This window comes from Streptomyces sp. NPDC048337 (assembly GCF_043201175.1).
GTDB lineage: Bacteria > Actinomycetota > Actinomycetes > Streptomycetales > Streptomycetaceae > Streptomyces.
In genome coordinates, this window is sequence record NZ_JBICYR010000027.1 from 33,253 (window position 1) to 55,386 (window position 22,134).

The following is a 22,134-nucleotide window of genomic DNA, read 5'->3' on the forward strand; positions in this document are numbered from 1 at the left end:
CCGGCCACCCCCTAAGACGTAGAAAATTCTGAGGAGCATCGTGGCCGAGACCACCGCCGAGACGACCGTCGACGAGTTCGAGGGCAACGTCGAGGAGTACACCAGCGAGTCTGAGGTCGTCGTCGAGGGCGACTACACCTCCGAGTCCCTTGCCGGTCGCTTCGGCGACCCCCAGCCGGCCGCCGGCCTGGGCCGTCGCAAGAACGCCATCGCCCGCGTCCGGATCGTTCCGGGCACCGGCAAGTGGAAGATCAACGGTCGCACCCTTGAGGACTACTTCCCCAACAAGGTGCACCAGCAGGAAGTCAACGAGCCGTTCAAGCTGCTCGAGCTCGACAACCGCTACGACATCATCGCCCGCATCTCGGGTGGCGGCGTCTCCGGCCAGGCCGGCGCCCTGCGCCTCGGTGTGGCCCGCGCGCTGAACGAGGCGGACGTGGACAACAACCGCCCGGCGCTGAAGAAGGCCGGCTTCCTCTCCCGCGACGACCGTGCGGTCGAGCGCAAGAAGGCCGGTCTCAAGAAGGCCCGTAAGGCTCCGCAGTACAGCAAGCGTTAATCTGCGCCTGCTGTTCAGCAACGAAACCGCCCCGGCAGCACTCTCCGTGCTGTCGGGGCGGTTCGTTTACCGCCACAAGCGGCAAATACCTGTCACATGCGGTCACAGACGAAGCGCAAACTCGGGAGGACAACAGTGGGACGACTCTTCGGGACGGACGGTGTACGCGGCGTTGCCAACGCGGATCTGACGGCGGAGCTCGCGCTCGGCCTCTCCGTGGCGGCTGCCCACGTACTGGCGGAGGCGGGCACCTTCGCGGGCCACCGGGCCACGGCCGTGGTGGGCCGGGACCCCCGGGCCTCCGGCGAATTCCTCGAGGCCGCGGTCGTGGCCGGCCTCGCGAGCGCGGGCGTGGACGTCCTGCGCGTCGGTGTGCTGCCCACCCCGGCGGTGGCGTATCTCACCGGTGCGCTGGGTGCCGACCTCGGCGTGATGCTCTCCGCCAGCCACAACGCCATGCCCGACAACGGCATCAAGTTCTTCGCGCGCGGCGGGCACAAGCTCGCCGACGAGCTGGAGGACCGCATCGAGTCGGTCTACGAGGAGCACCGCACCGGCGCTCCCTGGGACCGGCCCACCGGCGCCGGCGTCGGCCGGGTCTCGGACTACACCGAGGGCTTCGACAAGTACGTCGCCCACCTCATCGGGGTGCTCCCGAACCGCCTCGACGGCCTGAAGGTCGTCCTCGACGAGGCCCACGGCGCGGCCGCCTACGTCTCGCCCGAGGCCTTCGCGCGGGCCGGCGCGGAGATCGTCACCATCGGTGCCGAGCCGGACGGCCTGAACATCAACGACGGCTGCGGCTCCACCCACCTCGACCTGCTGAAGGCGGCCGTCGTCGAGCACGGCGCCGACTTCGGCATCGCCCACGACGGCGACGCCGACCGCTGCCTGGCCGTGGACCACACCGGCGCGGAGGTCGACGGCGACCAGATCCTCGCGGTGCTGGCGCTGGCCATGCGCGAGGCCGGGCAGCTGCGCGAGAACACCGTCGTCGGCACCGTGATGTCCAACCTGGGCTTCAAGCTCGCCATGGAGGCCGAGGGCATCCAGGTCGTGCAGACCGGCGTCGGCGACCGCTACGTGCTGGAGTCGATGAAGGAGCACGGCTACGCGCTGGGCGGCGAGCAGTCCGGCCACGTGATCATCCTCGACCACGCGACGACCGGTGACGGCACGCTGACCGGCCTGCTGCTGGCGGCGCGGGTCGCGGCCACCGGCACGTCCCTGGCCGAGTTGGCCGGCGTGATGACGCGGCTGCCGCAGGTCCTGGTCAACGTCCCCGACGTGGACAAGTCCCGGGTCACCACCTCGGCCGAGCTGGCCCAGGCCGTGGCCGACGCCGAGCGCGAGCTGGGCACCACCGGGCGCGTACTGCTCCGTCCGTCCGGTACGGAGCCGCTCGTTCGGGTGATGGTGGAGGCCGCCGACATCGAGCAGGCCCGGGCGATCGCGGGCCGGCTGGCGGACGTCGTGAAGTCGGCGCTCGGCTAGGCGCAGGCCTACCTGTTGTTGCCCCGTGGCGCACCCGGTGGCCGGATCATCCGGTCGTGCTGGGTGCGCCACAGCAGTTTCCAGGCGATGAGGGTGAGCGTTCCGGCGATGATGATGCCGAGCAGGTTGAGCAGCAGCTGCAACGCCGAGCCCGACATCTGGCCGAGCTCGCCGTAGCTGAGGGCGATGGCGGCGTTCGCGGCCGCCGGGACGGTCGTCACGGAGATCGCCACGCCGACCAGCGCGCCGGACTTCGCCGACGTCAGCGACAGCATCCCGGCCATGCCGGCGAGTACCGCCACGATGAACGAGAACGGGTCCGGCTGCCAGATGAAGCTGGTGTTCGGGCGGGGCCGGTCCAGCATCCCCTGGTGGAACTGGCCGAGCGAGTCCATCACCAGGCTGAACACGGTCGTCGCCACGATCGCCGCGGCGAAACCGACCAGCAGGGCCAGCAGCGAGCGCGCGGCGAGCTTCGGCTCGCGCTGCACCAGGCCCGTGCAGATACCGGCGAGCGGGCCGAACTCCGGGCCCACCGCCATGGCACCCACGATCAGGATCGCGTTGTCCAGGGCCACACCGCAGGCCGCGATCATCGTCGCGATGATCAGGAAGGCGCTGTAGGTGATCGTGAGGGTCGACTCCTCGTGGGTCGACTCGGCGAGCTGCTCCCAGATGACCGCGTCGGCGGCCTCGCCCGGGGCCTCCTCCTCCGCGGCGTCGGCGCGTTTCGAGATGGAGAGGTCGATGTTCTCGACCGCGATCGACCCGGACTTGTCGATGCCGAGGGACCGCATCTCCTGCAGCAGCTCGTCCGCGGCCTCCCGGGCCACGTCGCACAGCACGAGATCGCCCTCGGGGTTGCGGGCGGCGCCGGGCAGTACGACCAGATGGGTGGTGCCGACCGTCTTGTCGATCAGTGTCACCACCTCGTCCGTGAGGTGGTGCGGGGTGATCATCCGCAGATGCAGCATGCCCGCACCCTAGCCAAGGGGGACCCTAGAGCTTGCGGAGGCTCAGCTTCTGCACCTTGTGGTCAGGGCCCTTGCGGACGACCAGGGTGGCCCGGCCGCGGGTGGGGGCCACGTTCTCCAGCAGGTTGGGCTTGTTGATGGTCCGCCACATCGTCTGGGCGTACTCCATGGCCTCCTCCTCGGAGACCTGGGTGTACTTGCGGAAGTAGGAGAAAGGATTCTGGAACGCGGTCTCGCGGAGCTTCCGGAAGCGGTTGAGGTACCAGCGCTCGATGTCCTCGGGGCGCGCGTCCACGTACACGCTGAAGTCGAAGTAGTCGGCGAGGGCGACGCGGGTGCGGCCGTCCTTGCCGGGGAGGGCCGGCTGCAGCACGTTGAGGCCCTCGACGATGAGGATGTCCGGGCGGCGTACGACGAGCTCCTCGCCCGGGACGATGTCGTAGATCAGGTGCGAGTAGACCGGGGCCCGGACCTCTTCCTTGCCGGCCTTGATGTCGGCGACGAAGCGGGTGAGCGCGCGGCGGTCGTAGGACTCCGGGAAGCCCTTGCGGGAGGTGAGCCCGCGCCGCTGGAGCTCCGCCATCGGATAGAGGAAGCCGTCGGTGGTGACCAGCTCCACGCGGGGGTGCTCGGGCCAGCGCGCGAGGAGGGCCTGGAGCAGACGGGCCACGGTGGACTTGCCGACGGCGACCGAGCCGGCGACCCCTATGACGAAGGGCGTGCCCTGCTGGGCGCCGTGGCCGTTGCCCGCGTCGCCGAGGAAGGTGTTGACGGTGCCGCGGAGGTTGCTGGTGGCACCGACGTACAGGTTCAGGAGGCGGGAGAGCGGGAGGTAGACGTCGCGCACCTCGTCGAGGTCGATGACGTCACCGAGACCGCGCAGCCGCTCGACCTCGTCGGCCGTCAGCGGCAGCGGGGTGCGCTCGCGCAGGGCGCTCCACTCGGCGCGGGTGAGGTCGACGTACGGCGAGGCCTCGGGGCCCCGGCGGTGGGCGGGGCGCGTGGGGGTCCCCTCCCGGCCGGCGCGCTCCGTCGCGCTGTCCGGCGTGCTGCTTCGTGGCGGCGAAGTGATCACACCGCCATTGTCGGGGCTCGGGGGCCGTTGTGGGTGGTGTGGTCGGTCACGTACGTCAGGTCCGCGCCGGGCCGCCGGGCGGTTGCACGCGGGTGGTACCGATTCGAGCCTCTTGCGGTCTCGTGCCGGTCACAATCGGCCAGGAGAGCGGAAAACCCGGCGGGAATGATCGTTTCGCCGGATACATTGCCGGGGTGCCGCAGTCCTGAAGCGCGCCCGCCCCGCCCGCCCTGGTGGGGCGCCGTTCCTGCGGGTCCTGTTCTCGTCTTGTCGGGGGAGTCCTTCCGTGCGTACCGCTCTTGTCCGTCGTACCGTCCTGACCGCGTCCGCGGTGTCGCTGGCCCTGCTGGGCACCGCCTGCGGCTCCGAGAAGGGCGACGCCAAGGCGGACGCCAAGCCGGCGGCGAGCACCGGCGCGACCTCCGCGGCCCCGGCCGCCAAGGCCAAGACGGACGCGGAGCTGGCCAAGCTCCTGGTGGCCCAGGCCGACCTCGCGGACCACACCTTCAAGGAGGCCACCCCCGCCGAGGTCACCGCCGGCGCCGCCGCCACCAGCGACAAGCCCGAGTGCAAGGTGCTGGCCCAGGCCCAGGCCCTCACCCCGGCCGGCAAGCCCGCCGGGACGGCGCGCACCAAGGCCGTCGCCACCCCGAAGCCCGCCGCCGAGGGCGCCTCGGAGCAGGACAAGCTGAAGGCCATCATGGGCGCCATCGGCTCCACGGCCACGGCCGTCACCCTCGCCTCGTACGAGGCCAAGGGCGCCGAGGAGGCGTTCACCGCAGCGAAGACCGCCGGCCAGAAGTGCGCCGGCGGCTACGGCGTCACCCAGGGCGGCGACAGCGGCAAGGTCAGCAAGGTCGGCCCGGGCGCCGCCCTGACCGCCGGCGACGAGGCGCTGGCGCTCACCGTCGAGGGTGACGCGGACGGCGAGAAGTTCACGACCCAGCTGGTGTTCGTGCGCAAGGGCAACACCGTGGCGACCTTCTCGGCGCTGAGCCTGACCGGCACCGCCGAGCAGCCGAAGGCCGTCATCGACGCGCAGGTCAAGAAGCTCGGCTGAACCGCGGCCGACTGAACGTCAAACCCGCTCCGGCGCATTCGCCGGGGCGGGTTTTTCGTCTCGTTCAGGTACGGGGCAGACGGCCGACATCGGCGTACGCTGCGGCCTATGTGCGGAATTGTGGGTTACGTGGGAGCGCAGTCGGCGCTCGATGTGGTCATCGCCGGACTCAAGCGGCTGGAGTACCGCGGCTACGACTCGGCGGGGATCGCCGTGCTCGCCGACGGGGGGCTGGCCGCCGTCAAGAAGGCCGGGAAGCTGGTCAACCTGGAGAAGGAACTGGTCGGCAACCCGCTGCCGGCCGGTTCCACCGGGCTCGGGCACACCCGGTGGGCCACCCACGGCGGGCCCACCGACGCCAACGCCCATCCCCACCTGGACAACTCCGGCCGGGTGGCCGTCGTCCACAACGGCATCATCGAGAACTTCGCCGTGCTGCGCGCCGAACTGGCCGAGCGCGGACACCGGCTGGAGTCCGAGACGGACACCGAGGTCGTGGCCCACCTGCTCGCCGAGGAGTTCTCGGCGACCGCGGACCTCGCGGCGTCGATGCGGCTGGTGTGCCGGCGCCTGGAGGGGGCCTTCACCCTCGTCGCGGTGCACGCCGACGAGCCGGACGTGGTGGTCGGCGCGCGCCGGAACTCGCCCCTGGTGGTGGGCGTTGGAGAGGGTGAGAACTTCCTCGCCTCGGACGTGGCCGCCTTCATCGCCCACACCCGGTCCGCGATCGAGCTGGGGCAGGACCAGGTCGTCGAGCTCCGCCGCGACGGGGTCTCGGTGACCAACTTCGACGGTACGCCCGCGTCCGTGCGGGCGTACCACGTGGACTGGGACGCCTCGGCGGCCGAGAAGGGGGGATACGACTACTTCATGCTCAAGGAGATCGCGGAGCAGCCGAAGGCTGTCGCCGACACCCTCCTGGGCAGGATCGACGCGAGCGGCTCGCTGACCCTGGACGAGGTGCGCATCCCGGACTCGGTGCTCAGGGAGGTCGACAAGGTCGTGATCGTGGCGTGCGGTACGGCGTACCACGCGGGCATGATCGCGAAGCTGGCCATCGAGCACTGGACCCGCATCCCGTGCGAGACGGAGCTGGCGAGCGAGTTCCGCTACCGCGACCCGATCCTGGACCAGCGGACGCTGGTGGTCGCGATCTCGCAGTCCGGCGAGACCATGGACACCCTGATGGCGCTGCGGCACGCGCGCGAGCAGGGCGCCAAGGTACTGGCCATCTGCAATACGAACGGGTCGACGATCCCGCGCGAATCGGATGCCGTGCTGTACACGCACGCCGGTCCGGAGGTGGCCGTCGCCTCGACCAAGGCCTTCCTCACGCAGCTGGTGGCCTGCTACCTGGTCGCGCTGTACCTCGGGCAGGTGCGGGGCACCAAGTGGGGCGACGAGATCGAGGCGGTGATCCGCGAGTTGTCGGACATCGCCGCGGCGGTGGACACCGTACTGGAGACGATGGAGCCGGTACGGGCGCTGGCGCGGTCGCTGGCCGACAAGAACACCGTGCTGTTCCTTGGGCGGCACGTCGGCTACCCGGTGGCGCTGGAGGGTGCGCTCAAGCTCAAGGAGCTGGCGTACATGCACGCCGAGGGTTTCGCGGCGGGCGAGCTCAAGCACGGGCCGATCGCGCTGATCGAGGAGGACCTGCCGGTGGTGGTCGTCGTGCCGTCGCCGCGCGGCCGTTCGGTGCTCCACGACAAGATCGTGTCGAACATCCAGGAGATCCGGGCGCGCGGGGCGCGGACCATCGTGATCGCGGAGGAGGGCGACGAGGCGGTCGTCCCGTACGCCGACCACCTGATCCGCATCCCGGCCACGCCGACGCTGCTCCAGCCGCTGGTGGCGACGGTGCCGCTGCAGGTGTTCGCGTGCGAACTGGCGACCGCGCGGGGGAACGAGGTGGACCAGCCGCGTAACCTCGCAAAGTCCGTCACCGTGGAGTAGTTGGGGTTGTTGTTGTGATCATCGGCGTGGGGATCGACGTCGCGGAGATCGAGCGGTTCGGCGCCGCGCTGGAGCGCACGCCGAACCTGGCGCAGCGGCTGTTCGTCGACGCCGAGTTGAGCCTGCCGAGCGGCGAGCGGCGCGGAACCGCCTCGCTCGCCGCCCGGTTCGCGGCGAAGGAAGCCCTGGCCAAGGCGCTGGGCGCGCCCGGCGGGCTGCTGTGGACCGATGCCGAGGTGTACGTCGAGGACTCCGGGCAGCCGCGGCTGCGGGTGTCGGGGACGGTCGAGGCGCGGGCCCTGGCGCTGGGCGTGAAGTCCTGGCACATCTCGCTGAGCCACGACGCCGGTGTCGCGTCCGCCGTGGTGATCGCCGAGGGATGACGCCCGCCGTGGGGCAGGGTGGTGGCATGCGTACTGCTTACAGCGTGGAGACCGTACGGGCCGCCGAGCGGGAGTTGATGGCGAGGCTGCCCGAGGGCGCCCTGATGCAGCGGGCCGCGGCCGGGCTGGCCGCCGTCTGCGCGGGGCTGCTCCGGAGGGTGTACGGGGCGCGGATCGTGCTGCTCGTGGGGCCCGGGGACAACGGCGGCGACGCCCTGTACGCGGGCGCCCGGCTGGCGCGGCGCGGGGCCGGGGTGACGGCGGTGCCGATGGATCCGGAGCGGATGCACGCGGGCGGGCTCGCCGCGCTGCGGGCCGCCGGGGGACGGGTCGAGGAGGCCGTCCCGCAGCGCGCGGACCTCGTACTGGACGGACTGCTCGGGATCGGCGGCCGGGGCGGGCTGCGGCCGGCGGCCGCGGCGCTGGTGGAGCGGATCCCGCCGGGGGTGCCGGTGGTCGCGGTGGACCTGCCGAGCGGGGTGGACGCGGACAGCGGCGAGGTCGCGGGGCCGGCGGTGCGGGCCGATGTGACGGTGACCTTCGGGGCGTACAAGCCCGGGCTGCTGATCGACCCCGGGGCCTCGCGGGCGGGCGTGGTGCGGCTCGTGGACATCGGGCTCGAACTCCCGGAGCCGGAGGTGGAGGCGCTCCAGCACGCCGATGTGGCGGGGCTGCTGCCGGAGCCGACGGCGTCGAGCGACAAGTACCGGCGGGGCGTGGTCGGGATCGTCGCCGGCTCCGCGCAGTACCCGGGGGCGGCCGTGCTGGCCGTGGCCGGCGCGCTGCGGGGCGGGGCGGGCGCCGTGCGGTACGTGGGGCCGGCGGCGGACGCGGTGCTGGCCCGGTACCCGGAGACGCTGATCGGGCCGGGGCGGGTACAGGCGTGGGTGGTCGGGCCGGGGCTGGGGGAGGGGCGCGCCGGGGAGGTCGCGGAGCTGCTCGCGCGGGACGTCCCGGTACTGGTGGACGCGGACGGGCTGCGGGGGCTGGACCCGGAGGTGCTGCGGGCCCGGACGGCCGCGACCCTGCTGACCCCGCACGCGGGGGAGGCGGCGGCGCTGCGGGGGGTCTCGCGGGAGTCGGTGGAGGCGGGGCGGCTGGCGGCGGTGCGGTCGCTCGCGCGGCGGTACGGGGTGTCGGTGCTGCTGAAGGGCTCGACGACGCTGGTCGCCTCCGGCGGGGGTCCCGTTCGGGTGAACCCGACGGGGACGCCCTGGCTGGCCACGGCCGGCAGCGGTGACGTCCTGTCGGGCCTCGCCGGGTCCCTCCTGGCCTCTGGCCTGTCCGGCCCGGACGCGGGTGCGGTGGCGGCCTACCTCCACGGCCTGGCGGCCCGCCGCGTGGGAGGCCCTTTGCTGGCGCACCAGGTGGCCGAGGCCCTCCCATCCGCCTGGCGGGACGCCCGCGACGCCTGACATGTGCCGCGCCGCCGCTGGGGCTCCGCCCCAGACCCCGCGCCTCAAACGCCGGCGGGGCTGGATTTGGCCGGCGTAGGCCTGGATGTGCGCCCAGCGGACCTCTGAGCCGCGGGGACACTTCCAGCCCCGCCGAAGTTTGAGGCGCGGGTCCGGGCGGAGCCCGGGGAACGGAGGAAGGGCGGGGCGGGGAGGGGCTCCGCGCAGCGGGGACGGGCACCGCCGGACCGGGGAGCGGCCCGCGCAGCGGAAGGGCTGCGTCCGGGGGTTCGCCGGGGACTCTGAGAGACTGTGCGCAATGAACGAGACACCGACGCGCGTGTACGCCGAGATCGATCTTGACGCCGTACGGGCGAACGTGCGCGCGTTGCGCGAGCGGGCCCCCCGCGCCGAGTTGATGGCCGTGGTCAAGGCGGACGCCTACGGGCACGGGGCCCTGGCCTGCGCCAAGGCCGCCCAGGAGGCCGGTGCCACCTGGCTCGGGACCGCCACGCCCGACGAGGCTCTCGCGCTCCGCGCCGCCGGCGTCGAGGGCCGGATCATGTGCTGGCTGTGGACCCCCGGCGGGCCCTGGCGGGAGGCCGTCGAGGCCGACCTCGACGTCTCCGTCAGCGGGATGTGGGCCCTGGACGAGGTGAAGAAGGCCGCCCGCGCCACCGGCCGCCCCGCCCGCATCCAACTCAAGGCCGACACCGGCCTCGGCCGCAACGGCTGCCAGCCCGCCGACTGGGCCGAGCTCGTCGGGGCCGCGGTCGCCGCCCAGGCCGAGGGCACCGTCAACGTCACCGGCGTCTGGTCGCACTTCGCCTGCGCCGACGAGCCCGGCCACCCCTCCATCCAGCTCCAGCTCGCCGCCTTCCGCGACATGCTCGCGTACGCCGAGAAGGAGGGCGTCGAGCCCGAGGTCCGGCACATCGCCAACTCGCCCGCCACCCTCACCCTCCCCGAGTCCCACTTCGACCTGGTCCGCTGCGGCCTGGCCGTCTACGGGGTCTCGCCCGCGCCCGAGCTCGGCACCCCCGCCCAGCTCGGCCTGCGCCCCGCCATGACGCTCAAGGCCTCCCTCGCGCTGGTCAAGACCGTCCCGGCCGGGCACGGCGTGAGCTACGGGCACCACTACGTCACGGACAGCGAGACCACCCTCGCGCTGGTCCCGGCGGGCTACGCCGACGGCATCCCGCGGCAGGCCTCCGGCCGCGGCCCCGTCCTCGTCGGCGGCACGGTCCGGCACGTCGCCGGCCGCGTGGCCATGGACCAGTTCGTCGTGGACCTGGGCGGTGACCAGGCCCGCGTCGGCGACGAGGCCGTCATCTTCGGGGACGCGGAGCGCGGCGAGCCCACCGCCGAGGACTGGGCTCAAGCGGCACACACCATCGCGTATGAGATCGTCACCCGTATCGGAGGGCGCGTGCCCCGGGTGTACCTGGGCGCCTGACACGGAGCGAGGGCGGCGGCGTGAGCGGCGTGAGCGAGAACTGGCGCAAGGCCGGCTGGGCGGGCGCCGCCATCGGCGTGATGGCCGCTGGTGCGGCGGCCGGTGTCGCGGTCGAACGGATCACCGTCGGACGCGGCATGCGCAGGAAGGCGCGCCTGGCCCTCGACGCGGCCGGGGACTACGGGTCCCTGCGCGGCTCCGAGGGGACCTGCCGGGCCGAGGACGGCACGCTGCTCCACTACGAGGTCGACGAGCTGCCGGAGGAGGGCAAACGGCGCCGCATGCGCCGCAAGCCCGCACCCCCGGCCACCGTCGTCCTCTGCCACGGCTACTGCCTGAGCCAGGACTCCTGGCACTTCCAGCGCGCCGCCCTGCGCGGCATGGTCCGCGCGGTCTACTGGGACCAGCGCAGCCACGGCCGCAGTGGCCGCGGCCTGGCCCAGGCGGACGGCGAGCCGGTGACCATCGACCAGCTCGGCCGCGACCTGAAGGCCGTCATCGACGCGACCGCCCCCGAGGGCCCGATCGTCCTCGTGGGTCACTCGATGGGCGGAATGACCATCATGGGATTCGCCGAGCAGTTCCCCGAGACCGTGCGCGACCGCGTCGTCGGCGTCGCCCTGGTCGGCACCTCCAGTGGCCGCCTCGACGAGGTGACGTACGGACTTCCCTCCGTCGGGGTGGGAGCCGTGCGCAAGCTCCTGCCGGGTGTGCTGAAGGCGCTCGGGTCCCAGGTCGAGCTGGTGGAGAAGGGCCGCAGGGCCACCGCCGACCTCTTCGCCGGCATGATCAAGATGTACTCGTTCGGATCCCGGGACGTGGACCCGGGCGTCGCGCGCTTCGCCGAGCGGCTGATCGAGGCCACCCCGATCGACGTGGTCGCCGAGTTCTACCCGGTCTTCCAGACCCACGACAAGACCGCCGCGCTCCAGCGCTTCGCGGACATCCCCGTCACCGTCATCGCCGGGGACAAGGACATGATCACCCCGCCCGGGCACAGCGTGGCCATCAAGGAGGAGCTGCCGGGCGCCGAGCTGGTGGTCCTGGAGTCCACCGGGCACCTGATGATGCTGGAACGCCCGGAGACCGTGACGGGGCTGCTGACCGAGCTGCTGGCGCGCACCGGGGCGGTGCCGGGCGCCGCACCGACTAACGTTGGCGGACATGGAAGAAGCACCGCTCGAAGCGCAGCGCAGCCAGGCACCGGAACCGGCAGAAGTGCAGGCGGCGGCGCCAGCCGCGACACCGGCACCGGCGCCTGAGGGCGCGGTCGAGACCCGGGTCACCGTCGACTCCCCGGACGCGATGCAGGAGCTGGGCCGCGGCATCGCCCGCCTGCTGCGCCCCGGTGACCTGGTGCTGCTCACCGGCGAGCTGGGCGCGGGCAAGACCACGCTGACCCGCGGCCTCGGCGAGGGCCTGAACGTGCGCGGGGCCGTGACCTCGCCGACCTTCGTGATCGCCCGGGTGCACCCGTCCCTGGGCGACGGGCCGCCGCTGGTGCACGTGGACGCGTACCGGCTGGGCGGCGGGCTGGACGAGATGGAGGACCTGGACCTCGACGTCTCGCTGCCCGAGTCCGTGGTCGTCGTGGAGTGGGGCGACGGCAAGGTGGAGGAGCTCTCCGAGGACCGGCTGCACGTGGTGATCGCGCGGGCGGTCGGCCACGAGGAGGTCCTGGACGACGTACGGGAGGTCTCGGTCCGCGGGATCGGGGCGCGCTGGGCCGACGGGGCCGGGCTGGACGCGCTCGCGGTCGCGCGCTCGGAGTAAACGTACCGACAACTCGTCGGCAAGATATTGCGCCCGTGGTCGCGGGCGTGGTCCCATGGTACCGAGAGTTTCTTAGGTATGCCTAAGTTCGGCGTTCCGGGGCCCAGGAGGCAGCCATGTCGGCACCAGCGGGAGCACCGCGCGACCCCCGTCCGTCCGGTGTGTCCATGCGGGCGCTGCTCGCCGCGGGCGTGGCCGCCACCGCCGTATCGACTCCGCCCGCGCGGCACCACGCACCGGACGCGCCGGAGGGCGGCGAGCCGGAGGGCGCCGCGGGCGCGGTCGGCGAAGAGGCCGCTCCGGAAGCGGGTTCCGAAGCGGCCTGAGTAGCCCGTACGGGTGAAAGTTCCGACTGGCGTCAGGGAACGACGACGACCTTGGAGTTGATCGTCGCGAAGGCCCACATCGCGTCTCCGTCGGCCTTCGTCATGCGGATGCCGCCGGTCTTCTTGTTCGGGTCGGGCTCCGGCGTCGCGCCGTCCGCGCGGGCGCTGAAGCCGATCGCCACGCCGTCCGTGTTGGCGAACCGTACGACGTGCTCGATCGGCACCCCGTCCGAACCGGTGACCGCACCCGAGCGGGAGCCGACCACGTAGCTGCCGGCCTGCGGGTGCACCGTGCTCGGCATCACCGTGAAGGACTTCGGCTGCTGGCCGGCCGCGGGGTCGCCCACCAGCCAGACCCGCTTCTGGCCCACCGAGTACACGACGCGCACCCCGGTGCCGGAGCCCTCCGGGACGGGCACCGGCTTCGACGGGTCCTGCTTGGCGGCGGACTGGCTCGGAGCGGGGGCCGGGGCCTGCGGGGCCGCCTTCGGGGGGCGGGCGGGAGCCGTCGCGGATGCCTGGTAGCCGAGGAAGCCGACGGCGGCGATCGCCGCGGCGGTGAGCCCGGCCACGATTCCCGAGCTGCTGCGTGCCACCTTGCTCCACCTCTCCGCGCCGCCTGGATTACCTGATCGAAAGGTAGCAGCCGACCCGCTCCGTGCCCGGCCGCAAGGGCCCGGGTTCAAGGAGTCGTAGGCTGTTCGCGTGCTCTTGCTCGCTGTAGATACCGCCACGCCCGCCGTCACCGTCGCCCTGCACGACGGCGAGAACGTCCTCGCCGAGTCGAACCAGGTCGACGCCCGCCGCCACGGGGAGCTGCTCCTGCCCTCCGTGGACCAGGTGCTCGCCGAGGCCGGGGTGAAGCTCGAAGCCGTCACCGGCATCGTCGTCGGCGTCGGCCCCGGCCCCTACACCGGGCTGCGCGTCGGCCTCGTCACGGCCTCCACCTTCGCCGCCGTGCTGGGCGTTCCCGTGCACGGCCTGTGCACCCTCGACGGACTCGCCTACGCCGCCGGGGCCGCCGGGATCGAGGGCCCCTTCACCGTCGCCACCGACGCGCGGCGCAAGGAGGTCTACTGGGCGCGCTACGAGGACCCGCGCACACGCGTCGGCGAGCCCGCCGTGGACCGCCCGGCCGACATCGCCGAGCAGGTCGCGGGAGTCCCCGCGGTGGGCCAGGGCGCGCTGCTGTACCCGGAGGTCTTCCCGGACGCGCGGGGCCCTGAGCACCAGTCCGCCGCGGCCCTGGCCTCCCTGGCCGCGGAACGACTGGCCGCCGGGGCGGCGTTTGAAAACAGCGGGGGCCTGCCTCCGACCCCGCTCTACCTGCGCCGCCCCGACGCGCAGGTGCCCAAGAACTACAAGGTGGTCACCCCGCAGTGACGCCCGCCCCTGATGTCGTGCTGCGCGAGATGCGCTGGTGGGATATCGCACCCGTGCTGGAACTGGAGCACGAGCTGTTCCCCGAGGACGCCTGGTCCGCCGGCATGTTCTGGTCCGAGCTCGCCCACGCCCGCGGCCCGCAGGCCACGCGCCGGTACGTCGTCGCCGAGGCCCCGGGGACCGGCCGACTGGTGGGCTACGCCGGCCTCGCCGCCGCCGGGGACCTGGCCGACGTACAGACCATCGCGGCGGCCCGCGACCAGTGGGGGACCGGGCTCGGCGCCCGGCTCCTGACCGAACTGCTGCGTGCCGCCACCGCGTTCGAGTGCGCCGAGGTGCTGCTGGAGGTACGGGTGGACAACGCCCGCGCCCAGAAGCTCTACGAGCGCTTCGGCTTCGAGCCCATCGGCTTCCGGCGGGGCTACTACCAGCCCGGCAACGTGGACGCGCTCGTGATGCGGCTGACCATGACCCCTGAGAACACCGATAACCCTGAGAGCAGTGAGAGCAGTGAGAGCAATGGCTGACGAACCTCTCGTCCTCGGCATCGAGACCTCCTGCGACGAGACCGGCGTCGGCATCGTCCGGGGCACCACGCTCCTCGCGGACGCGGTCGCGTCGAGCGTCGACGAGCACGCCCGCTTCGGCGGGGTCGTGCCCGAGGTCGCCTCGCGGGCCCACCTGGAGGCGATGGTCCCCACCATCGAGCGCGCCCTGAAGGAGGCCGGCGTCAGCGCCCGCGACCTCGACGGCATCGCGGTCACGGCCGGCCCCGGCCTGGCGGGGGCACTGCTCGTGGGCGTCTCGGCCGCCAAGGCGTACGCGTACGCGCTCGGCAAGCCGCTGTACGGGGTGAACCACCTGGCCTCGCACATCTGCGTGGACCAGCTGGAACACGGCCCGCTGCCCGAGCCGACGATGGCCCTGCTGGTCTCCGGCGGCCACTCCTCGCTGCTCCTCGCCCCGGACATCACCAGCGACGTCCGCCCGCTCGGCGCGACCATCGACGACGCGGCGGGCGAGGCCTTCGACAAGATCGCGCGCGTGCTGCAACTGGGCTTCCCCGGCGGCCCGGTCATCGACCGGCTCGCGCGCGAGGGCGACCCGAAGGCGATCAACTTCCCGCGCGGGCTGACGGGGCCGCGCGACGCGGCGTACGACTTCTCCTTCTCCGGCCTCAAGACGGCGGTCGCCCGCTGGATCGAGGCGAAGCGGAAGGCGGGCGAGGAGGTTCCGGTACGCGACGTGGCGGCCTCCTTCCAGGAGGCGGTGGTGGACGTCCTCACCCGCAAGGCGATCCGGGCGTGCAAGGACGAGGGCGTCGACCACCTGATGATCGGCGGCGGTGTGGCGGCCAATTCCCGGCTCCGCTCGCTGGCGCAGGAGCGGTGCGACGACGCGGGGATCATCCTGCGCGTGCCGCGGCCCAAGCTGTGCACCGACAACGGCGCGATGGTGGCGGCGCTGGGCGCGGAGATGGTCAAGCGGAACCGGGCGGCCTCGGACTGGGACCTCTCGGCGGACTCCTCGCTGCCGGTGACGGACCCGCACGTTCCGGGTACGTCCCACGCTCACGGTCACTCCCACTCCCACGATCACGTACACGAACTGAGCAAGGACAACCTCTACTCGTGATCGCACTCATGTGGGAGGCCCGGGCCGTCGCGGGCCGGGGCAACGAACTGCTGGAGTGGGCGCGCGCCCAGATCCTCGCCCGGGAGCCGGTGCGCCGCGAGGTGCTCCGGGCCCCGCAGGACCGGGTGCTCGTGATCACGTGGTGGGAGACGGCCGAGGGGATCTCGGCGGACCTCCCCGAACTGCCGGAGCCCGCCCCTGACTTGATCACCCGGGCGGTGCACCGCTGGCGGTTCGAGTCGGTCGAGGTCACCGGGGCCTGACCGGGCGGGGGATGCGGTTATGGTCATGCCCATGCCCGCGTCCCACCGTGACCTGCCCCCTCCGCCGCCCCCCGCGCACATGCGCGCCTGGATGGACGAGACCGTCCTGCGGGCCGACCGCGCGCTCTTCCTGCGCGACCTGGTCAAGCGCAGCCTGGGCCTCGGACGGCTGCTGCTCCTCTGGACCGTCTCGGCGGTCTTCGCCCTCGGCTGGACCTTCGTCGGCATGGCCGTGATGGCCCACGAGTCGGACGACGGCCTCTCCGCCGTCTTCGTCCCCGTCTACGCCGTCCTCGGGGCGGGGGTGCTGATCCCGACCGGGTTCTGGTTCGTCTGGGGCGCCCGGCGGGACCGCGAGGTGCGGCGACTGCTGTCCGCGTGGGCGGAGGCGGACCGGGATCCGGCGACTGACTCCCGGCTACGCGCGCCGGGCCGAAGCCTGACCTGGCTCCTGTCCTCCTTCGTCCTGGGCGCCCTCGGCCTGTGGGTCACCTTCGGCACCGCCGCGACCGTCCGTCCGGGCAAGGGTGCGTACGGCTTGATCACGTACGTCATGGGCATCGGCATGATCCTCTGGATCACCGCCCTCCTGGGCGCAGCCAAAGCCACCGCCCACTACCGCTGGGCCCTCCGAGCCTTCAGCGGGGCCCGACGGCACTGAGCCGAACCCTGTACCCGCCCGCGTGCGCGGCGCGGCAGATTCCAGCCCGGCGGGCGTTTGAGGCGCGGGGTGCGGGGCGGAGCCCCGAATCCTGTACCCGCACCCGGGTACTGGGCGCGGCAAAATCCAGCCCCGCCGGCGTTTGAGGCGCGGGGTCTGGGGTGGAGCCCAGGGGAGCCCGGGCGCAGCCCGGGGCCGCTTGCGCGGCGGCGCGGCAGGCGAAGGGCGGGATCAGCGCGGCGCAGCCGCGGTCGGCACGGCCGGCGCCCCGATCAACATCGACGGCGCCCCCGCCACCCGCGTCAGAAACACCGTCGCCGAATTCAGCCCCACCGGCTTCACCTTCCTGCGGAGTTCCTCCGGCTCGATCGCCGACCCCCGCTTCTTCACGGTCAGCACCCCCACCCCCCGCTCCCGCAGCAGCGCCTTCAGCTTCTTCAGGCCGAACGGCAGCACATCGGTGATCTCGTACGCCGTCGCGTACGGCGTCTCGCGCAGCTCATCAGCGGTGATGTAGGCGATCGTCGGGTCGATCAGCCGCCCGTCCAGCCCTTCGGCGACCTCCGCGACGAGGTGCGCCCGGATCACGGCGCCGTCGGGCTCATACAGCCAGCGGCCGACCGGCCCCGCCTCGGGATCGGGCAGCGGATCGGCCGTGTGCAGGGCCCGCGGCCCGGGCAGCAGCGTGGCGCGCACGGTCCCGGGCGCGGTCCCGAACCAGAGCACCGCCTCCTTCACGTCCCCCTGGTCGGAGATCCACTCGGCCTCGGCCTCTTCCGGCACCGCCTCGTGCGGGATCCCGGGCGCGATCTTGATGGCGGCGTACTTCGCCGTACGGGCCGTCTCCACGGCCCACGACAGCGGCGGCGAGTAGGACTCGGGGTCGAAGATCCGGCCGCGCCCGCCGCGCCGGGCCGGGTCGATGAAGACGGCGTCGTAGCCGGAGACGTCCACCTCCGTCACGTCCGCCTCCCGCACCTCGATCAGGTCCGCCAGCCCCAGCGCCTCGGCGTTGGCCCGCGCGACGGCGACGGTCAGCGGGTCGTGGTCGACCGCGAGCACCCGGATGCTGAGCCGCGCCAGCGCGATGGCGTCCCCGCCGATGCCGCAGCACAGGTCCGCGAGCGACCGTACGCCCAGGTCGGCGAGGCGCCCGGCCCGGTACGAGGCCACGGACGCGCGCGTGGCCATCTCCCCGCCGCCCGGCGTGAAGTACATCCGGAACGCGTCCTCCGCCCCGAACTTCGCCACCGCGCGCTGCCGCAGCCGGGCCTGCCCGAGCGCGGCGGAGACCAGCCCGGCGGGGTGCTCGCGGCGCAGCCGGGTGGCGACGGCCAGCTCCTGGGCGGGGTCGTAGTCGCGGAGCGAGTCGAGGAGGGCGTGCCCCTCGGGGGTGAGGAGGGCGGCGAAGTCTTCGGGGGTCACGGATCCATTGTCGGCGACGGAACGGAAGGCCGATCGCTGTGGGCCAGTCGAAGGAAGGTGGAACTCCGCTCGCGGTGTCTTCCGGGAAGCCCGTGTGCCGGGTGCCAGGATGCGCAGCTATGCAGCTAGTACGACAAAAGGAAGATAAGACGCAACTGGGTCACCGGTACGCGGCGGGTCCGCGCGGCCGGTTCGGGGTGGCCGTGGCCGCCCTGCTGGTAGCCGCCCTCGGCACGGCCTGCTCCGCGGGGTCCGGGGCACCGGACAAGGCCGAGAAGGAGAAGGCGGCCAAGGGCGCCGGGGCGGCCGCGGCGGGCGCCCTCAGCGCCGCCGAGAAGGCGAAGGCGGCCCAGCAGGCGCGCGTCGTCGCGGCGAAGAAGTGGGGCCTGCGCAAGGTGCCGCTGACCGCCCCGGCCGCACCGAAGGCGAAGCCCGAGATCACCACCCGGGACGGCTTCGAGGTCGAGGACCAGGAGGAGTACCCGCCGGTCTTCACCACCATCCCGACGGAGGAGAAGGTCGTCTTCCTGACGATCGACGACGGAGCGGAGAAGGACCCCGAGTTCCTGAAGATGATGCGGGAGCTGCAGATCCCGTACACGGCCTTCCTCAGCGACTACCTGGTGCGGGACAACTACCCGTACTTCAAGGAGATGCAGGCCGCGGGCGTCACCCTGAACAACCACACGCTCAACCACCGCTACATGCCGGCGCTCTCGTACGAGAAGCAGCGCGAGGAGATCTGCGGTCAGCAGGACACGATCCAGAAGCAGTTCGGCAAGCGCCCGACCCTCTTCCGGCCGCCGTACGGCAACTACAACCAGGACACCCTGAAGGCGGCGAAGTCCTGCGGGATCAAGGCGGTACCGCTGTGGAACGCGGAGGCGTTCACAAACCGGATGGACTACCGCGAATGGGACCGCGATCTGCACCCCGGTGACATCATCCTCACGCACTTCCGGGGCAAGGAAGACTGGAAGGGCACGATGCCTGACATGATCCGTCATGTCATGAAGACCGTCACGGACAAGGGGTATGCCGTGGCTCGCTTGGAGGACTATCTGTGAAGCACGCGCGCCGGTTCGTAGCCGGAACGCTGGCGGCCGGCGCGCTCGCGCTGTCCCTGACGGGGTGTGGGGACAGCGTGGACCCCATCGAGAGGCTGGGGCGCAAGACGACGCAGGGGGCCGGGACCGAGGAGGGGTCGGCGAAGCCGTCGCCCACTCCCTCTCCCTCTCCCTCAGTGGGGAACGCGTCGGACGAGGCGTACAAGAAGTGGGGCCTGACGGCCCCCGTCGCGTACGCGCCGAAGCCCGCCCAGAAGCCGCAGATCCCGAAGGCCGGCCCGGGCAAGGTCCCGGTCATCGACCGAATACCAGTCCCGGCCGGGGAGAAGGTCGTCTTCCTGACCTTCGACGACGGCGCCGAGAAGGACCCCGAGTTCCTGAAGATGGCAGCCGACCTGAAGCTGCCGATCAGCATGTTCCTGACGGACAACGTGGCTTCGTCGGACTACGGCCACTTCGAGAAGCTCCGCGACAACGGCTCGTCGAGCACGATAAACAACCACACGCTGACGCACCCGAACCTCCGGACGCTGCCGTTCACGGCGCAGAAGAAGGAGATATGCGACCAGCAGGACCGCCTGGAGAAGCGCTTCGGCAAGCGCCCACCCCTCTTCCGCCCGCCCTTCGGCAACTACAACGACGACACCCTCCGGGCCGCCTCGGAGTGCGGGGTCTCGTCCCTGGTCCTGTGGCGGGTCTCGATGCAGATCAACAACTTCCAGTACGCCGAGGGCTCCGCCCTCAAACCGGGCGACATCATCCTGGCCCACTTCCGCGGCCCCTCCGAACTCAAGGGCTCGACGGAAACCCAGATGACGACCCGCATGCTCCAGCGGATACAGGAGCAGGGCTACCGGATAGGGCGGCTGGAGGACTATCTGTAGGGCGGGGGCTTGGGGCCTGCCCGGCGGATCACGGCCGGGCGGCCCACCGGCGCTGAATCGCTGTGGCGACCCGCCGGACGAGGGACCGGGTGGAGCAGGTTGGACCCGTCGATAAATGCCTCGACATCGGTCGCGGTGATCGGGGACGCTTCGCACGATGACCAGAATCGACGACACGCCGCCCGCGTGGGACGAGCGCACCCAGCTCACCACGTTTCTCGACTACGCACGTGACACCGCCCGCGCCAAGTGCGAGGGCGTCTCTGCGGAGAACGCACGCAAGGCGCTCCTGCCGGGCTCACCGCTGATGACCATGAGCGGAGTGATCAACCACCTCCGCTGGGTCGAGTACTACTGGTTCCAAGTGGTCTTCCTCGGCGAGGAAGACCGGGCCCCCATGACGGATGAGGACCCGGACCGCGAGATGCGTATCGCCGTCGAGTTCCCGCTCACGCAGTTGCTCGACGAATACGCCGAACAGAGCGCCCGCTACCGAGAACTGGTCGCCGGGAACGACCTGGACAAGCAGGCCCAGCGACCCATCCGCAACGGCCTCCACGTCGACCTGCGCTGGATCCTCCTCCACCTCACCGAGGAGACCGCCCGCCACAACGGCCATCTGGACATCCTGCGCGAGATGCTCGACGGCACGACCGGCGACTAGATCAAGACGCACGGCCCCGCCAGTCTCGGTGGGGCCCTATCCGAGGACGCGTCCGCGGCCCGTTTTCGCGTCGGTGCCAGTTAGTCGGCGGTCGGCTCGACGTTGCTGACGGCGGTCGACCACTCGATGCCGTTCCCGCCGCGGATGTAGGCCAGTTCCATCCAGCGTTCGTAGGCGGCGCTGTCTGATACGTCCTCCTTGATGACGGCCATTAGCACCCCCTCCTGACCGGAGGCGAGATCGCGTACGGATCGCCGCAGAAGGCGATGCGGGACGTACTCGCACGCGTCAGTCATCAGAGGACTCCTCCTGGGTGCTGAGGAAGTGCTCCCATCCGACGTGTGCGCGGTCGAGCAGGTCTGCGCTGGGTTCGACCAAAGCGGCCACCCTCACCGAGGGAGTGTCGGCGATGTCGATGCTGAGGACCTCGCGGGCGGCCGACGTGTCGACGGGAATCTGACGCATGCGCATCTCTCCTCGAAGAGGGGGGCAAGGAAGGCTTCAACCTCCCTAGGGAAGATTGAAGCGTGCATCCCTAGGGAGGTCAATGCCCTTTGGTCTGCTACCACTTGGTCGACGGCTCCGGCGCAATGAAAAAGGCCCACCGGAGTGGGCCTTTGTACTGATGGGCTGCCTAGCTTGGGAAGTTGTACTGCATCACGTAGGAACCAGCGTCCAGGAGCATGTGGTTGACCTCCACCGGCCTGCCGTCTGCGGTGAGTGCCCTCCGGTAGATCTCCACGACCGGAGTTCCCGGCAGCAGGTCGAGAGTCTCGGACTCCTCGACGCTGGGCATTCGGGCGCGCAGTTCCTCCACGAAGTCCACGGGTCCGCACCCGATCTCGGTGAGGCGGGCGTAGACCCCGCCGGGGCCTGGGTTGGGCTCGGTGATCGGGGTGTCCCGGACCAGGTCGGCGGGGAGGTAAGAGGTGGCCTTCTGCACCGTTGAGCCGTCTACGGTGTAACGGCGGCTGCGAACGAGTACAGCTGCGGCCTCGTCCAGGACGAGGGCGCGGGCCACCCAGCGCGGTGCGACGGACTCGTACACCTCGACGTCCACGACGTCCATGGGTCGGCCGCTCACGTCGGCCGACCAGATGGAGTCCCCGGACGACCACTGCGACTGGGCCAGGCGCTTGGTGGCCACCCGACGGATCGGCTTGAAGTCACGAACGTACGTCCCAGAGCCGGGGCGGGAGTACGCGGCACCTTCGCCGATGAGGAGCTTCAAGGCACTGGCCGCGGTCATCTTGGCTACCCCGTACTGCTTGACCAAGGCGGGCTCGCCGGGCAGCCGGGCACCGGGACCGAACTCGCCGGAGTCGATCCGTGCCCGCAAGTCGTCGGCGATCTGTCGCGCCGTCTCGGGCATGATCGACCTCCAGTTCTCCCTAGGGTGGTAGACACGTTAGCCAACGCCCCGTGGGTTCGCGAAAGGGTCCGACACGGCTGAGAAGCAGGGGATGACTCATCCAGGCGGCGTAGCTAGGTATCGGCGGCTGGTCTGGTGGTGCGTAACGACGGCCGATTGCCGGCGATCCGTCGCGCGGACAACGGGGCATGGGAGTTGCCGGGCGGAGTGTTGGTACGAAGCCACGATGGGCGCAAGCCGCTCAGGGTGCGATGAGAGTTCGCAGCCCATTCTGGCCCGCAGAGTCGGCCACGACTCACCGATGACGCACATCCGACGCAGGCAGACGGA

At 71.7% G+C, this 22,134-nt stretch carries 25 protein-coding genes and 1 pseudogene; 19 read left to right on the plus strand and 7 right to left on the minus strand.

The features are described 5' to 3' along the window. Positions 1-40: 40 nt before the first annotated feature. The gene (gene rpsI, locus ACGFYU_RS32170) at positions 41-559 is read left to right on the plus strand and encodes a 30S ribosomal protein S9 (protein ID WP_393830831.1); all 519 of its coding nucleotides are present in this window, start codon (positions 41-43) and stop codon (positions 557-559) included. A 135-nt stretch (positions 560-694) separates the two neighbouring features. Beyond that, complete coding sequence (gene glmM, locus ACGFYU_RS32175) at positions 695-2,053, plus strand: phosphoglucosamine mutase (RefSeq protein WP_393830832.1); 1,359 nt, start codon at positions 695-697, stop codon at positions 2,051-2,053. An 8-nt stretch (positions 2,054-2,061) separates the two neighbouring features. Here glmM and ACGFYU_RS32180 read toward each other — a convergent pair whose 3' ends face one another. Both ACGFYU_RS32180 and coaA read right to left on the minus strand, forming a co-directional pair. Continuing rightward, the gene (locus tag ACGFYU_RS32180) at positions 2,062-3,027 is read right to left on the minus strand and encodes a TIGR00341 family protein (protein WP_393830833.1); all 966 of its coding nucleotides are present in this window, start codon (positions 3,025-3,027) and stop codon (positions 2,062-2,064) included. 25 nt (positions 3,028-3,052) lie between these two features. Beyond that, entirely contained in the window at positions 3,053-4,102 is a 1,050-nt protein-coding gene (coaA, locus tag ACGFYU_RS32185; protein ID WP_393830834.1) for a type I pantothenate kinase, read from the minus strand. 286 nt (positions 4,103-4,388) lie between these two features. Here coaA and ACGFYU_RS32190 point away from each other — a divergent pair, with 286 nt between their 5' ends. From ACGFYU_RS32190 to ACGFYU_RS32225, 8 genes are all read left to right on the plus strand, one after another. Next, positions 4,389-5,162, plus strand: a complete 774-nt coding sequence (locus tag ACGFYU_RS32190) for a hypothetical protein (RefSeq protein ID WP_393830835.1) — start codon at positions 4,389-4,391, stop codon at positions 5,160-5,162. 108 nt (positions 5,163-5,270) lie between these two features. Then, positions 5,271-7,118, plus strand: a complete 1,848-nt coding sequence (gene glmS, locus ACGFYU_RS32195; protein WP_393830836.1) for a glutamine--fructose-6-phosphate transaminase (isomerizing) — start codon at positions 5,271-5,273, stop codon at positions 7,116-7,118. A 14-nt stretch (positions 7,119-7,132) separates the two neighbouring features. Further along, positions 7,133-7,501 (plus strand): holo-ACP synthase, encoded by a 369-nt coding sequence (locus ACGFYU_RS32200; RefSeq protein ID WP_393830837.1) that lies wholly within the window; start codon positions 7,133-7,135, stop codon positions 7,499-7,501. 26 nt (positions 7,502-7,527) lie between these two features. Next, positions 7,528-8,916 carry an NAD(P)H-hydrate dehydratase gene (locus ACGFYU_RS32205; protein ID WP_393830838.1) on the plus strand — a complete coding sequence of 463 codons (1,389 nt, stop codon included), beginning with the start codon at positions 7,528-7,530 and terminating at the stop codon, positions 8,914-8,916. Positions 8,917-9,214: 298 nt separating this feature from the next. After that, a complete protein-coding gene (alr, locus tag ACGFYU_RS32210) occupies positions 9,215-10,351 on the plus strand; it encodes an alanine racemase (protein WP_393830839.1) in 1,137 nt (378 codons plus the stop codon). A gap of 80 nt (positions 10,352-10,431) precedes the next feature. Beyond that, positions 10,432-11,613, plus strand: a complete 1,182-nt coding sequence (locus ACGFYU_RS32215; RefSeq protein WP_393830872.1) for an alpha/beta fold hydrolase — start codon at positions 10,432-10,434, stop codon at positions 11,611-11,613. Then, positions 11,516-12,124 (plus strand): tRNA (adenosine(37)-N6)-threonylcarbamoyltransferase complex ATPase subunit type 1 TsaE, encoded by a 609-nt coding sequence (tsaE, locus tag ACGFYU_RS32220; RefSeq protein ID WP_393830840.1) that lies wholly within the window; start codon positions 11,516-11,518, stop codon positions 12,122-12,124. The genes ACGFYU_RS32215 and tsaE overlap by 98 nt, the downstream gene beginning before the upstream one ends. Before the next feature lie 116 nt (positions 12,125-12,240). Beyond that, positions 12,241-12,450 carry a hypothetical protein gene (locus ACGFYU_RS32225; protein ID WP_393830841.1) on the plus strand — a complete coding sequence of 70 codons (210 nt, stop codon included), beginning with the start codon at positions 12,241-12,243 and terminating at the stop codon, positions 12,448-12,450. A gap of 32 nt (positions 12,451-12,482) precedes the next feature. Here the strand turns inward: ACGFYU_RS32225 and ACGFYU_RS32230 are convergent, their stop codons facing one another. Further along, positions 12,483-13,046: a hypothetical protein gene (locus ACGFYU_RS32230; protein ID WP_393830842.1), complete on the minus strand. Its 564-nt coding sequence runs from the start codon at positions 13,044-13,046 to the stop codon at positions 12,483-12,485. A 109-nt stretch (positions 13,047-13,155) separates the two neighbouring features. Between ACGFYU_RS32230 and tsaB the strand changes: the two genes are divergently transcribed. The 5 genes from tsaB to ACGFYU_RS32255 are packed head-to-tail and all read left to right on the plus strand — an operon-like array spanning position 13,156 to position 16,392. Beyond that, positions 13,156-13,833, plus strand: coding sequence for a tRNA (adenosine(37)-N6)-threonylcarbamoyltransferase complex dimerization subunit type 1 TsaB (tsaB, locus tag ACGFYU_RS32235; protein WP_393830843.1), 678 nt, complete (start codon positions 13,156-13,158; stop codon positions 13,831-13,833). Between the two features lie 29 nt (positions 13,834-13,862). Beyond that, positions 13,863-14,360 (plus strand): ribosomal protein S18-alanine N-acetyltransferase, encoded by a 498-nt coding sequence (rimI, locus tag ACGFYU_RS32240; RefSeq protein WP_393830873.1) that lies wholly within the window; start codon positions 13,863-13,865, stop codon positions 14,358-14,360. Beyond that, positions 14,353-15,468 (plus strand): tRNA (adenosine(37)-N6)-threonylcarbamoyltransferase complex transferase subunit TsaD, encoded by a 1,116-nt coding sequence (gene tsaD / locus ACGFYU_RS32245; RefSeq protein ID WP_393830844.1) that lies wholly within the window; start codon positions 14,353-14,355, stop codon positions 15,466-15,468. Before rimI ends, tsaD begins: the two co-directional genes overlap by 8 nt. An 8-nt stretch (positions 15,469-15,476) precedes the next feature. Continuing rightward, complete coding sequence (locus ACGFYU_RS32250; RefSeq protein ID WP_393830874.1) at positions 15,477-15,731, plus strand: hypothetical protein; 255 nt, start codon at positions 15,477-15,479, stop codon at positions 15,729-15,731. Positions 15,732-15,762: 31 nt separating this feature from the next. Next, on the plus strand, positions 15,763-16,392 hold the full coding sequence (locus tag ACGFYU_RS32255) for a hypothetical protein (protein ID WP_393830845.1): 630 nt from the start codon (positions 15,763-15,765) through the stop codon (positions 16,390-16,392). 231 nt (positions 16,393-16,623) lie between these two features. On the opposite strand, the gene ACGFYU_RS32260 is transcribed toward ACGFYU_RS32255, so the two are convergent. Continuing rightward, the gene (locus ACGFYU_RS32260; protein ID WP_393830846.1) at positions 16,624-17,817 is read right to left on the minus strand and encodes a methyltransferase domain-containing protein; all 1,194 of its coding nucleotides are present in this window, start codon (positions 17,815-17,817) and stop codon (positions 16,624-16,626) included. Positions 17,818-17,936: 119 nt separating this feature from the next. On the opposite strand from ACGFYU_RS32260, the gene ACGFYU_RS32265 reads away from it, so the two are divergent. The 3 genes from ACGFYU_RS32265 to ACGFYU_RS32275 all read left to right on the plus strand — a co-directional run bounded on the left by ACGFYU_RS32265 (position 17,937) and on the right by ACGFYU_RS32275 (position 20,432). Next, positions 17,937-18,884 (plus strand): polysaccharide deacetylase family protein, encoded by a 948-nt coding sequence (locus ACGFYU_RS32265; RefSeq protein WP_393830847.1) that lies wholly within the window; start codon positions 17,937-17,939, stop codon positions 18,882-18,884. Continuing rightward, positions 18,881-19,768: a polysaccharide deacetylase family protein gene (locus tag ACGFYU_RS32270; protein WP_393830848.1), complete on the plus strand. Its 888-nt coding sequence runs from the start codon at positions 18,881-18,883 to the stop codon at positions 19,766-19,768. The genes ACGFYU_RS32265 and ACGFYU_RS32270 overlap by 4 nt, the downstream gene beginning before the upstream one ends. Before the next feature lie 157 nt (positions 19,769-19,925). Beyond that, a complete protein-coding gene (locus tag ACGFYU_RS32275) occupies positions 19,926-20,432 on the plus strand; it encodes a DinB family protein (protein WP_393830849.1) in 507 nt (168 codons plus the stop codon). A gap of 80 nt (positions 20,433-20,512) precedes the next feature. On the opposite strand, the gene ACGFYU_RS32280 is transcribed toward ACGFYU_RS32275, so the two are convergent. From ACGFYU_RS32280 to ACGFYU_RS32290, 3 genes are all read right to left on the minus strand, one after another. After that, positions 20,513-20,644 (minus strand): hypothetical protein, encoded by a 132-nt coding sequence (locus tag ACGFYU_RS32280; RefSeq protein WP_393830850.1) that lies wholly within the window; start codon positions 20,642-20,644, stop codon positions 20,513-20,515. A gap of 76 nt (positions 20,645-20,720) precedes the next feature. Next, a complete protein-coding gene (locus tag ACGFYU_RS32285; RefSeq protein ID WP_393830851.1) occupies positions 20,721-20,897 on the minus strand; it encodes a hypothetical protein in 177 nt (58 codons plus the stop codon). Positions 20,898-21,066: 169 nt separating this feature from the next. Continuing rightward, complete coding sequence (locus tag ACGFYU_RS32290) at positions 21,067-21,804, minus strand: GntR family transcriptional regulator (protein ID WP_393830852.1); 738 nt, start codon at positions 21,802-21,804, stop codon at positions 21,067-21,069. 132 nt (positions 21,805-21,936) lie between these two features. On the opposite strand from ACGFYU_RS32290, the pseudogene ACGFYU_RS32295 reads away from it, so the two are divergent. After that, a pseudogene (locus tag ACGFYU_RS32295) lies at positions 21,937-22,017 on the plus strand (NUDIX hydrolase); the annotation flags it as partial. Positions 22,018-22,134: the final 117 nt, after the last annotated feature.

Excerpts from the sequence above, each read along its gene's own strand:
- ACGFYU_RS32180 (WP_393830833.1), bottom strand. The coding sequence starts at position 3,027 with ATGCTGCATCTGCGGATGATCACCCCGCACCACCTCACGGACGAGGTG.
- glmS (WP_393830836.1), top strand. The coding sequence starts at position 5,271 with ATGTGCGGAATTGTGGGTTACGTGGGAGCGCAGTCGGCGCTCGATGTG.
- ACGFYU_RS32205 (WP_393830838.1), top strand. The coding sequence starts at position 7,528 with ATGCGTACTGCTTACAGCGTGGAGACCGTACGGGCCGCCGAGCGGGAG.
- alr (WP_393830839.1), top strand. The coding sequence starts at position 9,215 with ATGAACGAGACACCGACGCGCGTGTACGCCGAGATCGATCTTGACGCC.
- ACGFYU_RS32215 (WP_393830872.1), top strand. The coding sequence starts at position 10,432 with ATGGCCGCTGGTGCGGCGGCCGGTGTCGCGGTCGAACGGATCACCGTC.
- tsaE (WP_393830840.1), top strand. The coding sequence starts at position 11,516 with ATGGAAGAAGCACCGCTCGAAGCGCAGCGCAGCCAGGCACCGGAACCG.
- ACGFYU_RS32225 (WP_393830841.1), top strand. The coding sequence starts at position 12,241 with ATGTCGGCACCAGCGGGAGCACCGCGCGACCCCCGTCCGTCCGGTGTG.
- rimI (WP_393830873.1), top strand. The coding sequence starts at position 13,863 with ATGCGCTGGTGGGATATCGCACCCGTGCTGGAACTGGAGCACGAGCTG.
- tsaD (WP_393830844.1), top strand. The coding sequence starts at position 14,353 with ATGGCTGACGAACCTCTCGTCCTCGGCATCGAGACCTCCTGCGACGAG.
- ACGFYU_RS32250 (WP_393830874.1), top strand. The coding sequence starts at position 15,477 with ATGTGGGAGGCCCGGGCCGTCGCGGGCCGGGGCAACGAACTGCTGGAG.
- ACGFYU_RS32255 (WP_393830845.1), top strand. The coding sequence starts at position 15,763 with ATGCCCGCGTCCCACCGTGACCTGCCCCCTCCGCCGCCCCCCGCGCAC.
- ACGFYU_RS32265 (WP_393830847.1), top strand. The coding sequence starts at position 17,937 with ATGCAGCTAGTACGACAAAAGGAAGATAAGACGCAACTGGGTCACCGG.
- ACGFYU_RS32275 (WP_393830849.1), top strand. The coding sequence starts at position 19,926 with ATGACCAGAATCGACGACACGCCGCCCGCGTGGGACGAGCGCACCCAG.
- ACGFYU_RS32280 (WP_393830850.1), bottom strand. The coding sequence starts at position 20,644 with ATGGCCGTCATCAAGGAGGACGTATCAGACAGCGCCGCCTACGAACGC.
- ACGFYU_RS32285 (WP_393830851.1), bottom strand. The coding sequence starts at position 20,897 with ATGCGTCAGATTCCCGTCGACACGTCGGCCGCCCGCGAGGTCCTCAGC.
- ACGFYU_RS32290 (WP_393830852.1), bottom strand. The coding sequence starts at position 21,804 with ATGCCCGAGACGGCGCGACAGATCGCCGACGACTTGCGGGCACGGATC.